This is a genomic window from Candidatus Amarolinea dominans (assembly GCA_016719785.1).
Classification (GTDB): domain Bacteria; phylum Chloroflexota; class Anaerolineae; order SSC4; family Amarolineaceae; genus Amarolinea; species Amarolinea dominans.
Genome location: JADJYJ010000003.1, coordinates 382784 through 397707, shown reverse-complemented (window position 1 = coordinate 397707; position 14924 = coordinate 382784). Strand labels below are relative to the sequence as shown.

General features: G+C 62.8%; 12 protein-coding genes. 5 read left to right on the top strand and 7 right to left on the bottom strand.

What is annotated here, in order from left to right:
- Positions 1 to 7 precede the first annotated feature (7 nt).
- The 4 genes from IPM84_05190 to IPM84_05175 form a co-directional block, all read right to left on the bottom strand.
- On the bottom strand, positions 8 to 229 hold the full coding sequence (locus IPM84_05190; protein ID MBK9092162.1) for a type II toxin-antitoxin system HicA family toxin: 222 nt from the start codon (positions 227 to 229) through the stop codon (positions 8 to 10).
- Entirely contained in the window at positions 226 to 498 is a 273-nt protein-coding gene (locus IPM84_05185; GenBank protein ID MBK9092161.1) for a type II toxin-antitoxin system HicB family antitoxin, read from the bottom strand. Before IPM84_05185 ends, IPM84_05190 begins: the two co-directional genes overlap by 4 nt.
- Before the next feature lie 92 nt (positions 499 to 590).
- Complete coding sequence (locus IPM84_05180) at positions 591 to 2810, bottom strand: lamin tail domain-containing protein (GenBank protein MBK9092160.1); 2220 nt, start codon at positions 2808 to 2810, stop codon at positions 591 to 593.
- 231 nt (positions 2811 to 3041) lie between these two features.
- On the bottom strand, positions 3042 to 4583 hold the full coding sequence (locus tag IPM84_05175) for a long-chain fatty acid--CoA ligase (GenBank protein ID MBK9092159.1): 1542 nt from the start codon (positions 4581 to 4583) through the stop codon (positions 3042 to 3044).
- A gap of 290 nt (positions 4584 to 4873) precedes the next feature.
- Between IPM84_05175 and ndk the strand changes: the two genes are divergently transcribed.
- Positions 4874 to 5323, top strand: coding sequence for a nucleoside-diphosphate kinase (ndk, locus tag IPM84_05170; protein ID MBK9092158.1), 450 nt, complete (start codon positions 4874 to 4876; stop codon positions 5321 to 5323).
- A gap of 49 nt (positions 5324 to 5372) precedes the next feature.
- Here ndk and IPM84_05165 read toward each other — a convergent pair whose 3' ends face one another.
- Positions 5373 to 6089 (bottom strand): Crp/Fnr family transcriptional regulator, encoded by a 717-nt coding sequence (locus IPM84_05165; GenBank protein ID MBK9092157.1) that lies wholly within the window; start codon positions 6087 to 6089, stop codon positions 5373 to 5375.
- 23 nt (positions 6090 to 6112) lie between these two features.
- Complete coding sequence (obgE, locus tag IPM84_05160) at positions 6113 to 7381, bottom strand: GTPase ObgE (protein ID MBK9092156.1); 1269 nt, start codon at positions 7379 to 7381, stop codon at positions 6113 to 6115.
- A 340-nt stretch (positions 7382 to 7721) separates the two neighbouring features.
- Here obgE and IPM84_05155 point away from each other — a divergent pair, with 340 nt between their 5' ends.
- Positions 7722 to 10352 carry a M36 family metallopeptidase gene (locus IPM84_05155; GenBank protein ID MBK9092155.1) on the top strand — a complete coding sequence of 877 codons (2631 nt, stop codon included), beginning with the start codon at positions 7722 to 7724 and terminating at the stop codon, positions 10350 to 10352.
- Positions 10353 to 10583: 231 nt separating this feature from the next.
- On the opposite strand, the gene nadD is transcribed toward IPM84_05155, so the two are convergent.
- A complete protein-coding gene (gene nadD, locus IPM84_05150; protein MBK9092154.1) occupies positions 10584 to 11192 on the bottom strand; it encodes a nicotinate (nicotinamide) nucleotide adenylyltransferase in 609 nt (202 codons plus the stop codon).
- A 420-nt stretch (positions 11193 to 11612) separates the two neighbouring features.
- On the opposite strand from nadD, the gene IPM84_05145 reads away from it, so the two are divergent.
- The 3 genes from IPM84_05145 to rlmB are packed head-to-tail and all read left to right on the top strand — an operon-like array spanning position 11613 to position 14835.
- Positions 11613 to 12587, top strand: coding sequence for a TRAM domain-containing protein (locus IPM84_05145; protein MBK9092153.1), 975 nt, complete (start codon positions 11613 to 11615; stop codon positions 12585 to 12587).
- A 16-nt stretch (positions 12588 to 12603) separates the two neighbouring features.
- On the top strand, positions 12604 to 14076 hold the full coding sequence (locus IPM84_05140) for a cysteine--tRNA ligase (GenBank protein MBK9092152.1): 1473 nt from the start codon (positions 12604 to 12606) through the stop codon (positions 14074 to 14076).
- A gap of 12 nt (positions 14077 to 14088) precedes the next feature.
- A complete protein-coding gene (gene rlmB / locus IPM84_05135) occupies positions 14089 to 14835 on the top strand; it encodes a 23S rRNA (guanosine(2251)-2'-O)-methyltransferase RlmB (protein MBK9092151.1) in 747 nt (248 codons plus the stop codon).
- Positions 14836 to 14924: the final 89 nt, after the last annotated feature.

The window sequence follows — 14924 nt, the reverse complement described above, 5'->3', positions numbered from 1 at the left end:
GTGCGCGCTATGCCAGGAAATCGTCCACCGACAGGCCGGCTTCTCGAATGATGGCGCGCAGCGTTCCTTTCGCGATCTCCCCGGGATGGTTCGGTACCGTGGTGCGCCGATGAGTCTCTGGGTTGTACCAGATCTCGTGACTCCCTTTGGCCTGGCGGTCGAACACGAACCCAGCCCGGCGCAGTCGAGCGATTACCTCACGATAGGTGAGCGAAGGCAGCCGGCTCATGCCCCAACTGCCTCAGGAGCAAAGCCCACCGGAATTCTGATCCTGGTTCGGCGCTGCGTTTGGCGAAGTGCAGCGGCGACCTTCGGAGGCAACGGATCCCCGTGCTCCAGATAAGACTCGATCAACTTGCGCGCCACATCCTGCGCGATTTCCAGGGTTTCCGCCATCGTGCGACCCTGGGCAATCAGTCCCTGTAGATCATCGCTGGTTGCGAGATAACCGCCTTCTTCCAACGGCTCGATACTAATGGACAAGATCAACTCGCTCATCAAGTGTACCTTTCAAACGCGACATCGAAATCGGATGGGACTCGATTGTACCATGATGACTTGATTCCTGACAACCGTCTTGCCGCGTCCGGCTAACGCCGCTCCGGCATAGTGGTGATGACCGGGGGCGGCGTGGGCAGGCCCGGGCTGTTGGCCGCGCGCGGCGAAGGCGCCCAGTCGCCGTGCCAGGCGCCGGCGTCGTCCCGACTGTAGCTGGCATCCGGGCCGAGCGCGGGGAAGTTGATGCTGGCAGCCACGCTGAGATCAGGCCGCAGCAGCCGCAGTGTACCGCCGCGATCGTTCAACGCCAGCCGCGTTGACCGGCGGAACAGCACGAGATAGCCGCCGGCCGGAATGCGAAACGCGCCCGCAAAACGGTAACGGGTGCTGTTGCGTCCCGTGTCCAGGTGCCAGCCGCTGAGATTGACCTCAGTCGCGCCGGGGTTGAACAGCTCGATCCACTCATCCTGGTCGTTGATGCGCCGATCGTGATTCCAATCTACCCGTCGCGGCGCGGTCAACAGCTCATTGAAAAGGGCCGGCGCTGCGAGCACCGGCGTGGCGGTCGGCGTCGCGGTGCGCGTGGCCGTGGGTGGACGCCTGGTCGGCGTGCGGGTTGGCGCACCAGGCATGGGCGTATCCGTCGGCGGCAGCGGGGTCGGCGTCTCGGTGGGCGCCTGGGTTGCCGTCGGCGTAGGCGTCTCGGTGGTCGGCAGCGACGTGGGCGTATCTGTTGGCAGCGGGGTCGGCGTGTCCGTCGGCCGCAGCGGCGTGGGCGTATCTGTTGGCAGCGGGGTCGGCGTGTCCGTCGGCCGCAGCGGCGTGGGTGTATCTGTTGGCGACAGCGGGGTCGGCGTGTCCGTCGGCCGCAGCGGCGTGGGCGTATCTGTTGGCAGCGGGGTCGGCGTATCCGTCGGCAGCAGCGGCGTGGGCGTGTCCGTCGGTAGGGGCAGCACGGTGGCGCTGGGCAGCGGCGTGAGCGTGTCCGTCGGTAGGGGTAGCGCGGTGGGCGTGGGGGTTTCGGTGGGCCGCATCTCGGCGGTGGTGGTGGGCAGGGGCCGTGGGGTTGGTGTGCGTGTGCGCGTGGGAGTGGCGCTGGGCCGCCGCGTCGGTGTGGCGCTGGGCCGCCGCGTGGGCGTGGCGCTTGGACGCCGCGTGGGCGTGGCGGTGGGCGGCGGTGTGCTGGTGACGGCCGGCCGCGCTTCCCACCACAGGACGATGAGGGCCTCGCCCGTGGCCTCGTAGTATTCGACGCGCAGCGCGTGGTTGCCCGTGGCCAGGGCATGATCCACGGTCAGTTCACGGCGGCTGCCGTCGCGCCATTCGTTGATGAGCAGCGCGCCGTCCACGAACAGGCGCGCGCCGTCATCTACGGTCATGTGGAAACGATAAACGCCGGCAGTGAAATCGAGACTGCGCGTCCAGCGCACGGAGAAATTGTCCGCCGGCAGGCCCGGTGCAATGGCGCCGCTGCCCCAGTTGAAATTGATGCTGGCATCGTTGCGCACCAGGAACGGGTTGTCCATCAGGTCCCGGTTGGTGTAATACTCCCCGCGCCAGTAGGACGGCCCAACCGTGGGCGAGGGCGGGATGGGGGTCGCGGTGCTGGTGGCCGGCGGCGGGGTGGTCGTCGCCGTAGCCGGCAGCGGTGTGGAGGTGGCCGTGACCGGCGCCGCAGTCGGCGTCGGCGTGGCGGTGATGACCCAGGGCGTCGGGGTGGCCGTAATCACCCAGGGCGTAGCCGTGGGCGTCAGGGTTGCGGTGACCAGGGGCGGAAGGCCGGTCGGGGTGGACGTTATCATCGGCGTCGCGGAAGCATCAGCCGCCTGTACGCGCCACACCATCGAAACGCGCTCGCCGGTGGCCTGCGATTGCGTCACGATCAGCACGCTGGGCAGGCTGTTCCAGGGCACTTCGTCGGGAAAGGTGAAGCCGGCCAGGAAGCGTCCATCGTCCTGCACCGTGGCGACGGCCATCGCCCTGTCGGGGATGCCGCCCTGGTCCGCCAGCGGATTTTGCAGACGAATGAAGATCGTGTCACCCGGCCGCCAGCGCTCGCCGCGCAGGGTAATGACTGCGCCGGGCGCGCCGGCGTCCGGTTCAACCAGGATCAATGGCACAGCTGTTGCGGTCGGCTGCACGGTGGGCGTTGCGCGCCGGCCCCAGATGTCACGCAGATTGCTGCAGCCGGTCAGGCTGAGCAGCGCCAGCAGCAGACTGGCCCACAAGGCCCAGCGCCGGTTCCTACGGGCGACCGGCCGTCCGGCGGACGCCGGCGGGGTCTGCTTGAATCTCTCTGTTTTCGCATTCATCTCTTCCCTCCTCCCCGTCACAGGCATGGCAGACTGCACCGTGTACCTGCACATACCGGTTTGCACTCATGGGACGGCAGATCGGCGCCGTAGGTTCCCTGCGCTTTCCCGGCGAAGAGCGCTGGCGCCTACCCCTGTGGCGCCGCGGGGAGGGGCATTTCAGTCCTGGGGCACAGCCCGCGCAGGCCGGGCGACTTGCAGTCGCCCGGCCTGCGTGGAGACATTTTTAGATCAGGACTCAATCAGCTCGCGCTTGAGAATCTTGCCCGTGGCGGTCATGGGGAAGGCGGTGCGAAATTCGATCTGACGCGGATACTTGTAGTCGGCCAGTCCGATCTTGGCAAACTCGATGATCTCCTCCGCGGTGGCGCTTTGGCCTTCTTTGAGCACGACGTAAGCCTTGACTTCTTCGCCCAGGCGTTCGTCCGGCACGCCAACCACAGCCACCAGAGAAACCTTCGGATGGGTCAGCAGATACTCCTCGATCTCGCGCGGGTAAACGTTGAACCCACCGCGGATGATCATCTCCTTCAGGCGATCCACAATGTAAAAGTAACCCTCGTCATCCATGCGGCCCAGGTCGCCGCTGTGGAACCAGCCATTGCGAATCGTCTGCGCCGTGGCTTCGGGGCGCTTGTAATAGCCGCGCATGACGTGGTGACCGCGAATGACCACCTCACCCACCGAACCGGCTGCAACGGGCTTGTCTTCGATGTCCACAATGCGCATCCAGGTGCCCCACACCGGATTGCCGATGGAACCCACCTTACGCGGGCGATCGGCATGGTTGAAGCAAGCCACCGGCGATGTCTCTGACAGACCGTAGCCTTCCAGAATCGGCACCTGGTACTTGCCCTCGAAGCCCTTGAGAACCTCCACCGGCAGGGCCGCGCCGCCGGAGACCGCAATGCGCAGGCTGCTCTTGATCTTTTCCAGGTCGAAGTCGGACGCCTTGGGGTAGGCGAGCAGCGCCCAGTACATGGTGGGCACGCCGGCGAAGACCGTCACGTTGTCGCGTTGCATGATGCCCAGCGTGGCGGCCGGGTCGAAGCGTGGCAGCAGGGTGATGGCCGCGCCACCCATGATGGCATTGTTCATGATGACGGTCTGGCCGAACGAATGGAACAGGGGCAGGGTGGCCAGGAAGACATCATTGGGACGCCAGCCCAGGAGTTGCTGGCTGATCCACGCGTTCAAGAAGAGATTGGCGTGCGTCAGTTCGGCGCCCTTCGGCTGGCCGGTCGTGCCTGATGTGTACAGGATGACCGCGGTGTCATCAGGCATGGTCTGCACGGTGTCGAATGTGGGCGAGCCGCTGGCGATGACGTGGGAAAAATGCTTGATGCCGTCACCGGTCACCGGCAGAGGCCCCATCGGGTCGGCGGTGGCGATGATCAGGTTCTTGCAGGAATCCACAGCCTGGAAACCTTCATACGCAGGCTGGGTAAACATCTCGAAACCGACCAGGGCGACGGCATCGCTATCCTTGAGGTGATAGGCCACTTCACGACCCTTGAAGAGCACATTGAAGGGCACCACGGTGGCGCCGGCTTTGAGGATGCCATAATAGGCGATGGGGAAGTAGGGGACATTCGGCATCATCAGGGCGACCTTGTCACCCGGATTGATGCCGAGCTGGCGCAGTCCGTCAGCAAATTTGGTGGCGGCGCCGTTCAATTCCCGGTAGGTCATCTTGCGGTCATTGAAGATAATCGCCAGATTGTCGGGGTTGCGCCCCAGGTTGAACTCCAGAATATGAGCGAGGTTGAGCATCGTTCGTTTCCTTTTTCCTGTTCTTCTGTTGTCTCGTGCGTTCTCAGCAGTCGGTCAGACGACCGCCGTTCATCGGTGTCGCGGGACTGCAATCGTGAGAAGATGAGAGATTGACACCGAGGAGGCAACGGCAAGTATAGCATGACTACGGGCAAAACTCCAAGTCAAGCGAATTTGCCTAAACAGGCATGCATGGCTACCATACGCTGGCAACGCGGCCGGGGGGCGGGGGTCAATGACGATCGCAGCGGCCGCACCAGGAGTAAAACCAACAAGAGAGGATGTTTGTCGTGGAACGTACTTTGATTATCATCAAGCCAGATGGCGTGCAGAGGGGATTGGTCGGCCCCATCATCGGCCGCTTCGAACAGCGCGGGCTGAAAATCGTCGGACTCAAGCTGATGCAGGTGAGCGAGGCCCTGGCCCGTCAGCATTATGCGGTGCATGAGGGCAAGCCGTTCTTCGCCGGCCTGATCGAATACATCACCTCCGGGCCGGTCGTCGTGATGGTTCTGGAGGCGAGGCGCGCTATCGAGGTGGCGCGCAAGACAACGGGCGCCACCAACCCGGTCAACGCCGAACCGGGCACGATCCGCGCCGACTTTGGCCTGGAAATCGGGCGCAACCTGGTGCATGGCTCAGACGGGCCGGAGACCGCCGCGGCCGAGATCGCCCTCTGGTTCGGCCCTGACGAACTGGCCGCGTATGGCCGTGCCAACGACCGCTGGATCTTCGAATAAGCCGATCAGAAGCCCGTTTCCTCGCAGGAAACGGGCTTCTGGTTTGTAGCTACAACATCGCCAGTTGTTTCAGCATCTCTCGATCCACAATCACGATGCGGTGCCGTTCGATCTGGATCGCGCCGTCATCCATCAGGGTGCGCAGCGCGCGACCGACCATCTCGCGCACCGTGCCCAGGCGAGCCGCGATCTCCTGCTGCGTCAGCAGGAGATCGCGGTCCAGTTCCCCCTGCTGGCTGCGCTCAGCTTCTTCCAACAGGAGCTTGGCCAGGCGGGCTTTGACCGGGCGCAGCCCCAGGTCCTCCACAATGCCGACCAGGAAGCGCGCGAGATGGGCGACATGTTCTAACAACACCCAACCCAACGCCGGATATTGAAACGCCAGAGCCTTGATATCTTCACGCGCCATCGCCCAGGTCACCACATCATCGAGCGCGACCGCGTTGGCCGCGTTCGGGCCACCATCCAGGGCAGCCACATGATTGAAGAAGTTACCCGGCAGCACGACTTGCAGGGTCTGTTCGCGGCCCTCGATCGAGGTCTTGAAGATCTTGCAGCGACCGCGATCGAGTATGTAAAGTCCGGCGCAGGGTTCACCTTCAAGAAAGATCATCTCGCCAGGCGCATAAGTCAAACGGTGCGCCACACAGGCCAGTTGCTGCAACGTGTTTTCGTCGAGGGCCGCGAAAAAGGATACCTCCCTGAGTAGGCCAACCAGATGCGTGTTGGGTGTTTGCCCTGCTGTTAAATCCCGGCGTTCAAGCATTGTGGTGTCCTCTGCGCGACCAACTACCAGGCGTCTTCCCAGGTCAATTCCGTGTTACCGATGCGCACAGTATCGCCCTCGTGTACTCCCTGGTCACGTAACGCATCGGTGATGCCGAGCGCCGCGAGGATGCGCTGGAAGCGCATGATGGCTTCGTAGTAGTCCCAATGGGTCATGGCGACTGCACGTTCAATGGCAACACCGCGCACCCGCCAGGCGCCGTCCGTTTCGCGTTCGACACTGAATTCCTTTTCACTGACCGGCGGTTTGAAGATGGCGCTATCAGCCTGCACCGGTTCCGCGGCCGGCAGCGCATCGAGCATGATCACCACCTGGCGCAATAACGTCTCGACTTGTTCGCCGGTGGCGGCCGAAATGGGCCAGGCCTCCACCTGCATCTGGCGCAACTCCGCCTGCAACGCAGGCCAGCGTGCGCGCACATCGGGCAGGTCCATCTTATTGAAGACGACGATCTGGGGTTTTGTGGCCAGGGTCGGATTGAACAGCTCCAATTCCTGGTTGATGACCACGTAATCGCCGATTGGATCCGGGCTGAGGCCATTGAGCAGATGGATGAGCACCCGGCAGCGCTCCACATGGCGCAGGAACTGATGCCCCAGGCCCACGCCTGTGTGCGCACCTTCGATCAGGCCGGGAATGTCGGCCGCCACAAAGTCACGATCATCCACGAGGACCGCGCCCAGGCTTGGCTCCACGGTGGTGAATGGGTAGTCGGCGATTTTTGGCCGGGCGTGGCTAATCACGCTGAGTAGGGTGGACTTACCGGCGTTTGGCACACCGACGATGCCCACATCGGCCATGAGCTTCAACTCCAGGCGCAGCCACAGCACTTCGCCCGGCTCGCCCTTCTCGGCGATGCGCGGCGCCTGGTTGAGCGCGGTCTTGAACGCCATGTTGCCGCGTCCCCCGCGCCCTGCCCGGGCCACCAGCGCCTTTTGCCCGTCCTGCACCAGGTCGGCCAGCAAGCGACCGCTGGCATCGTCGAAGGCCAGGGTGCCCAACGGCACTTGAACCTCGATGTCAGCGGCTTGCGCGCCGGTCTTGCCTTTGCCGCCGCCATGCCCGCCGCGGTCGGCACGAAAATGCAGTTGGTGCCTGAAAGCCAGCAGGGTGTTGACGTTGCGCGTCGCGACCAGGTAGACATCGCCACCCTTGCCGCCGTTACCGCCATACGGTCCGCCAAAACGGACAAACTTTTCGCGCCGAAAGGCTACGCAGCCGTTGCCGCCGTCGCCTGCCGTGACGCAGATTCGTGCCTGATCAATCAACATAGGAAAACTCAAATCCTCGTTCGTTACATCTTATCACAGACTACCTTACCCGTTTCAGGTCAAGTTGTCAAGTAAGTTATCCATGCCCGCGGGCACAACCGTGAACGAAAATGGTGCGCAAGCCGGCTGCTTGCCTCTGTGGGCGCTGCAATCCGGAGGATTGCGCTACAAGGCTATTTTCAGGTTAGATGGTTGAGAACTCTGCCGCTTGAATCCCACGAAGGTTACAGCAGGGTTGGCATCCATCCTTGTATAGTGTCAAAAAGCCTCCTTGCGCCGCAACCATCACCGACGACAATGATCTTGACAATAATCTTATGGAGGAATCGGGAGAATTTCGATGTCTGTCATCAAGCCTTTACTCACACTGGCCGCTGTGACCGCGCTCTGGTTGCTCGGCTCTCTTTTTGCCCTGGTGGCCGTGGCGGCACCGGCGCCTCCGCAGTTAGCGCAGACGTGCGCACACGTGGAAAAAGCCGACAACGCGACTCCAATCTACCTGCTCGCTTGCGGCCCCGCACCCGTCGCCCCTGACCCGCTCAGCGCGGCGCGTGGTCTCCTGGCGGCCAACGCGGCCTGGCTGGGCCTGCGCGCGGACCTGGGCGATCTGACACCGCTCAGCGTCACAGAAAGCCTGGGCGCAACCCATGTGCGCTTGCAGCAGACCTACGCGGGTCTGCCGGTCTGGCTGGCCGAAGTGGCGGTTCACATCAGCCGCGCGGGCGAAGTGCAGTTGATCCAGAACGGCTACGTGCCCCGGATCACGCTCGACACACAACCGCAGTTGACCGCCACGCAGGCAACCGCCATCGCTGCCGCGGCCCTCGACGTGCTGCGCGGCGAGCGCGGCCCTGTCACGACCCAGTTGCTGATCTTCCCGGCTGACAAGACGGGCGAGAAAGCGGGTGAAAAGGCGGGTGATAAAACGGGTGATAAAGCGGGTGAAAAAGCGGGTGAAAAAGCGGGTGAAAAAGCGGGTGAAAAGGCGGGCGAGATAAAAAGAGTGAACCTGGCCTGGCATGTGCTCATTCCCGCCCTGGAGCCGTTGGGCGATTGGCATGTCTTCGTGGACGCGCACAGCGGCGCTGTACTGCACCAGTTCAACGCGCTGCTGTTCGACAGCGGCGCCGTGTATGACCCCAACGCCGTGCAGGTGACCGGCAATCCCAATCTGACCGACAACAATAATGCCAACAGTGCGGCCCTGCAGGCGGCGCGCAGCAGCGTCACGCTGCAGGGCATCAATGCGGGGCAGGACAAGCTGGTGGGACCGTATGCCAATCTGTGCGCGCCGGGCATCAGCGGCTACAAGCCGGCCTGCCAGGCCAATGAACCGACCCGCATCTTCGACTACACGCGCGACAACGACAAGTTCGAGGAAGTGACGATCTACTACGCGCTCGATACGTTGCAGCGTTACATCCAGAGCCTCGGCTTCAACAACGTCAACAACCGTTCCATCTCGGTCCACGCCCACTACTACACGCAGGACAATTCCTTCTTCAGCACAGCGGACAACGGCCTGCACTTTGGCGATGGCGGGGTGGATGACGCCGAGGACGCCGACATCATTGCGCATGAATATGGACATTCCATCCAGCACAACCAGGTGCCCGGCTGGGGTCCCGGCGTCCACACAGAGCAGCGCGCGATGGGTGAGGGCTTCGGCGACTACCTGGCGGCGTCGTTCTACGCTGACCGCGGCGATGCCACCTATCTCGCCAACCATGCGCCCTGCATCGGCGAGTGGGACGCGGTCAGCTATGCGCCCCTGGTCAACGGCGCGCGCTGCCTGCGCCGCGTGGACGGCAAGGATGAAAGGAGCGGCGTGGACATTGGTCAATACAGCGGTGTGCCGTCGGAGGAGCACGATGATGGGCGCTACTGGTCGGCCGCGCTCTGGTGCATCCGCAGTCAGTTGGGACCTGAGGACGCTGACCGCCTGATTCTGCAAGCGCACTTCTATGCCACCCCCACCACCAGCAACCAGGCCTTCGAGCAGGGCGTAGATGCCTTGATCCTGGCTGATAGCACGCTCTACCAGGGCGCTCATGCTGAGGAGATTTACGCGTGCGCCCAGGCACGCGGCCTGGTCCCTGTGCAGCCGCTGGCCGCGCCGACATTGATCTTCCCCGCCGGCGGCGAGACGCTGTTGGCGAGCAGCCTGGCGTCCATCGCCTGGGAAACCAACCAGGCCCCCATCAGCGCCACCTACACGCTGGAATGGACCGCCGATTGCACGCCGGTCTCTGCTTTCGCCGATGACATGGAACTGGGCGCGTCGCGCTGGATCACCAGTCAGATGGGCGCGCCCGGCTGGTCTTTGCAGACCGCCAGCGCGCACAGTCCCACCCACGCTTGGTTTGCGGCCAGCAGTGCGACCGTCAGCAGCCAGTATCTGCAAACCAGCCAGCCGCTGACCCTGCCGGTGCGGGCGCTGCTGATTTTTTGGCACGCCTACAACCTGGAGCGAGGTTTCGATGGCGGCGTGATCGAACTGAGTACGAACGGCGGGACAACCTGGATTGACCTGGGCGCGTTGATGATCGCGAATGGCTACAGTGGCTACAGTAGCTACAATGAAACGATTTCAACCGGCTTCGGCAGTCCGATTGGCGGTCGCCGCGCCTTTTCGGGCGACAGCGCCGGCTATGTTGAAACGCGGGTTGATTTGAGCAGCTTCGCCGGGCAAAGCGTGTTGCTGCGCTTCGACAATGCCAGTGATCGCAGTTTGCTGCGGGTTGGCTGGACCGTGGACGATGTGCGCGTGGCGAGCAGCACGCCGTGGATCGCCCTGGGCACGTCAGCGCCCGGCGCGACGGCCTTTGCCTGGCAAGTACCCAATGTTCCCGGCGCCGACACCTGCGTGCGGTTGAAGGGCCAGGCGCCCGACTATGACGATTCACCCTGGGCCGCGGGAGCGCCGTTCACGATCACGCAGCCGCTCTTCCTGCCCCTGATGCCGCGTTGAGAGACGATCAGAGATCAGAGATCAGAGATCAGAGATCAGGTTGCGTGGGCGCAATGCCGGTCGGCGCAGCAGAGCGATTGAAATCGCGCCTAACGGGCGTTCCGCCGGGCGTCCACCTGCGTGGACGCAATTCGGGTCGGCGCAGGCCGACCTTGCGGCGGAACGCCCGTTCGCCCCGAATTCATTCGGCGGCTTTCGCCCCGAATTCATTCGGCGGCTTTCGCCCCGAATTCATTCGGCGGCTTCGCGGTACAGGCCTTCAGCCGCAATGATGGCCTCAACGGCTTCCGGCACCTGGTAGCGGATGGGCTGGCCGGTGCGGATACGCTCTTGCAGGATGTGCGAGGCGATTTCCAACTCCGGCATATCCAGCTGAATGACGCGTGCATGCAGACCGGGCAGCGCGCCCTCCAGATATTCCCAGTCCAGCGTCACATCATGGCGCGCCAACGCCACCAGGCGGCAGTTGGCTACCAGGCGATCGGCCAGGTGCCAGTTGGGCAGGTCACGCAGGGAATCGGATCCCATCAGGAAAAACAATTCGCTACCAGCCGGCAGGCTATCGCGCAGCAGGCGCACCATGTCAATCGTGTAGTGTGGGCCGGGGCGATCCACATCCACGCGTGAGAGTACGAAATGATCGTTGCCCACAATGGCCGCCTTCACCATGCGCACCCGGCTGGCGGCTGCGGACAGGCGCCGATTGCGCTTGTGCGGCGGGTCGCCGGCCGGCACGATGATGACGGCATCGAGCTTGAGTTGAAACCAGGCCTCTTCGGCCAGGATCAGGTGACCGATGTGCGGCGGGTCGAAGGTGCCACCGAAAATTCCTACACGCATGGTTACTCCGAGCAAATAGTGTTGGCGCAGGGCGCCCTAGCAGCCATCAAGTATAGGCAAATGTCAGAACCCGTCAAAACAGCCCGGTTGTTGCATAAAATACCGAATTCGTGTATGATTCACCTGTACACCGGGCGGATTGTTCGGCCTTATTCGTTTTTTCGTTTATTCGTTCATTCATTTCGTAGCGATGTCGAAGCGATGTTATTCGCTCACTTGAAAAAGCAAGAGGCAAAAAAGCAAGAGGTGAATTGTCAGAACCCATTGCATGGTTAGTAAAATATAACGTATACCATTCCGGTATCATTTCTATACCATTCCGGTATCATTCCTCTACCTGGGAGGCGATTCGTGAAAGTGGACTTATTGTTTCGTATCATTGGCGCTCTCATTCTTGGTATTTTTGGGTGGGAAATCGGCATGGAGTTGGCAGGAACGTCAGCGCTGACGGGTGAATCCATCCGCTGGGTTGCACCGTTGACGGCTGTTGGCGGCCTGATAGGGGCCTTGTTGGCGCCCTGGTTGACCACCGTGCCCGCTCGCTGGGCGCGGCTCAACGTTCGCCAAATCCCAGCGCAGCAGATTCTGGCGGCTGCGATCGGGCTGGTGGTCGGCTTGATGATCGCCGCCTTGCTGGCCTGGCCCCTATCGTTCTTGCCCTCTCCATTCGGAAAACTCCTGCCTGCGATTGGCGCCCTGGTTTTTGCCTACTTGGGCACTATCGTGATGGTCCTGCGCCAAAAGGACATCTTTGCGCTCTTGGGCGCACGCTGGTCAGCTTCGGCCGCGCTGCAGGAACATACCCCGGTGCTGCTCGATACCAGTGTCATCATTGATGGACGCATTGCCGACATCTGTCAAACCGGCTTCATTCGAGGCCCGATGATCGTGCCGCGCTTCGTCCTCAATGAACTTCAACACATTGCTGATTCAGCAGACCCGCTGCGCCGCAACCGCGGGCGCCGCGGGCTGGACATGCTCAACAAGATGCAGCACGAGTCCGCGGTGCCAGTCATCATCAGCGATCTCGATGTGGACGGCGTCCGTCAGGTGGATGACAAACTCGTGCAGTTGGGCAAACAGCTCGGCTGCCCGGTCGTCACCAACGATTTCAATCTCAACCAGGTCGCCGGGCTGCAGGGCGTGGTTGTGCTCAATATCAATGCCCTGGCCAACGCCGTCAAGTCGGTCGTATTGCCGGGCGAAACGATGCGCGTACGCGTCATTCAGGAAGGCAAAGAGAACAGCCAGGGCGTTGCCTACCTGGACGATGGCACTATGGTGGTGGTTGAGAACGGCTACCGCTACATGAACAGCAGCCTGGATGTGGTGGTGACCAAGGTGCTGCAAACCAATGCCGGGCGCATGTTGTTCGCCCAACCACACACGAATTGATCGGGACAGAATGACGATGGCTCTGCAAATCTATAACTCGCTCACACGGCAAAAAGAAGATTTCGTTCCCCTGCATGGCGACCATGTGGGAATCTACGTCTGCGGTCCGACCGTCTATGGCCTGGCGCACGTCGGCCATGCCAAGAGTTACATCAGCTTCGACATCGCAGTGCGCTATCTGCGCTACATCGGCTACAAAGTGCGCTATGTGCAGAACATCACCGATGTCGGCCATCTGACCGATGACGCGGATGAAGGCGAAGACAAGCTCGTGAGGAAGGCGCGCTTCGACCGCGTACATCCGATGGAACTGGCCGAAAGCTACACGCGCAGCTACTTCACCGACATGGACATGCTCAACGTGGGGCGGCCCGACATCGTTCCTCGCGCCAGCGGGCATATCCCTGAGCAGATTGTGCAGATCGAACAACTGATCACGACCGGCCATGCCTACGTGGTCAACGGTTCGGTCTACTTCAGCGTAGAGAGCGACCCCGACTACGGCAAACTCTCCGGCCGGCGTGTGGAAGACCAGGAAGAAGGCGCGCGCGTGGCCATCAACCCGGAGAAGCGCAATCCAGCCGATTTTGCCCTTTGGAAGCGTGCCGAGCCGGCGCACATCCTGCAATGGCCCTCGCCCTGGGGCGCGGGCTACCCCGGCTGGCACATCGAGTGCTCGGCCATGTCCACCAAGTACCTGGGACAGCCGTTCGACATCCATGGCGGGGGCCTGGAGAACAAGTTTCCCCACCACGAAGCCGAGATTGCCCAGGCCGAATGTGCCAGCAACGACACGCCGTTCGCGCGCTTCTGGATGCACAACAACATGGTGACGGTCAACGGCATCAAGATGGGCAAATCGCTGGGCAACTACACCACCATCCAGGACGCCTTCAAGATCGTCGAACCCCTGGCGCTGCGCTTCTTTGTGCTCAGCACGCACTACCGCTCCAGCACCGACTTCAGCACCGGCGCCCTGGAAGGCGCGCAAAAGGGCTACAGCCGCCTCCTGGGCGCGGTGCGCCTCGTCAAACAAAAACTGAGCGCGGCCGCGGACACGGGTGACATGCCGGCTGCTGTGGCCGGGCTGCTAGACGCGACACGCGCGCGCTTTCGCGCGGCCATGGATGATGATTTCAATACCGCGGGCGCTATCGCCGAGTTGTTCGATTTCAGTCGCGAGACGAACACGCTGCTCAATGCCGCCACGCTGCCCAACCGGGCCACGGTGGCGGCGCTGGACAGCCTGTATGCAGAACTGGTCGGCACGGTGCTGGGCCTGCTGCCCGCCGAGGGTGACAACAACAGCAGGCTGGCCTTGCTGGCCGTGACCGATGGCCTGGTCGCCTATCTGATCGAATTGCGCAACGAGGCCCGTCAGCAAAAGCAGTGGGCGCAGGCGGACGCCATTCGCAACCGACTCAAAGACCTGGGCGTGGCGCTGGAAGACGGTGCGCAAGGCACCGGCTGGCGCCTGGCCGCCGGCTGAGGCGGGCTGCAGATGGCAACTTTCGCCAGTGAATGGCTTTTTGGCCGTCAGGCAGTGCGGGAGATGTTGCGTGCGCGCCGGCGCCGGGTGCAGCGCATCGTGCTGGCCAAAGGCAGCCAGCGCAGCGGCATCATGGCAGAGCTGATCGCGCTGGCGCAAACGGCTCACTGCCCGGCGGCTGAAGGCGACCGCGCATGGCTCGACCAGATCAGCGCCGGCGCCAACCATCAGGGGGTCGTGGCCGAGGTGTCTGCCTATCCCTACAGCGAGATGGACGCCATCCTGGCTGACGCTGGTGAGGCGCCGCTGCTGCTGGCCCTGGATCATGTGCAGGATCCACAAAACCTGGGCACGTTGTTGCGCACGGCCGAAGCGGTGGGCGTGCATGGCGTGCTGCTGCCCGATCGCCGCGCGGCGGGCATCACGGCCACGGTCAGCAACGCGTCGGCGGGCGCGGTGGAGCATCTGCACATCGCCCAGGTCGTCAACCTGACGCGGGCCTTGCAGGATCTGAAGGCCCAGCGTTTGTGGGTGGCCGGGCTGGAAGTGGATGCGCAGGCCATTCCGTTCGATCAGGCCGACCTGGGCGGCCCGCTTGTCCTGGTGGTGGGCAGCGAAGGCCAGGGGTTGAGTCGCCTGGTGCGTGAAACGTGCGATTGGCTGATCAGCCTGCCCATGGTCGGCCAGGTGGAATCGCTCAACGTGGCCGTCGCCGGCTCGATCGTGCTCTACGCCGCCCACAGCGCACGACGCCTGTAACGCAAGCCCCCGGCTTGCTTTATTTTGCTTGATTGGCGCACCAAAGCGTGATTTGTCGCCGGGGGCGTCGTCACGCCGGAGACGTGACC

Bases quoted from the DNA above. Each gene is read 5' to 3' on its own strand.
- IPM84_05190 (MBK9092162.1), bottom strand. From the start codon at position 229: ATGAGCCGGCTGCCTTCGCTCACCTATCGTGAGGTAATCGCTCGACTG.
- IPM84_05185 (MBK9092161.1), bottom strand. From the start codon at position 498: ATGAGCGAGTTGATCTTGTCCATTAGTATCGAGCCGTTGGAAGAAGGC.
- IPM84_05180 (MBK9092160.1), bottom strand. From the start codon at position 2,810: ATGAATGCGAAAACAGAGAGATTCAAGCAGACCCCGCCGGCGTCCGCC.
- IPM84_05175 (MBK9092159.1), bottom strand. From the start codon at position 4,583: ATGCTCAACCTCGCTCATATTCTGGAGTTCAACCTGGGGCGCAACCCC.
- IPM84_05165 (MBK9092157.1), bottom strand. From the start codon at position 6,089: ATGCTTGAACGCCGGGATTTAACAGCAGGGCAAACACCCAACACGCAT.
- obgE (MBK9092156.1), bottom strand. From the start codon at position 7,381: ATGTTGATTGATCAGGCACGAATCTGCGTCACGGCAGGCGACGGCGGC.
- IPM84_05155 (MBK9092155.1), top strand. From the start codon at position 7,722: ATGTCTGTCATCAAGCCTTTACTCACACTGGCCGCTGTGACCGCGCTC.
- nadD (MBK9092154.1), bottom strand. From the start codon at position 11,192: ATGCGTGTAGGAATTTTCGGTGGCACCTTCGACCCGCCGCACATCGGT.
- IPM84_05145 (MBK9092153.1), top strand. From the start codon at position 11,613: ATGGAGTTGGCAGGAACGTCAGCGCTGACGGGTGAATCCATCCGCTGG.
- IPM84_05140 (MBK9092152.1), top strand. From the start codon at position 12,604: ATGGCTCTGCAAATCTATAACTCGCTCACACGGCAAAAAGAAGATTTC.
- rlmB (MBK9092151.1), top strand. From the start codon at position 14,089: ATGGCAACTTTCGCCAGTGAATGGCTTTTTGGCCGTCAGGCAGTGCGG.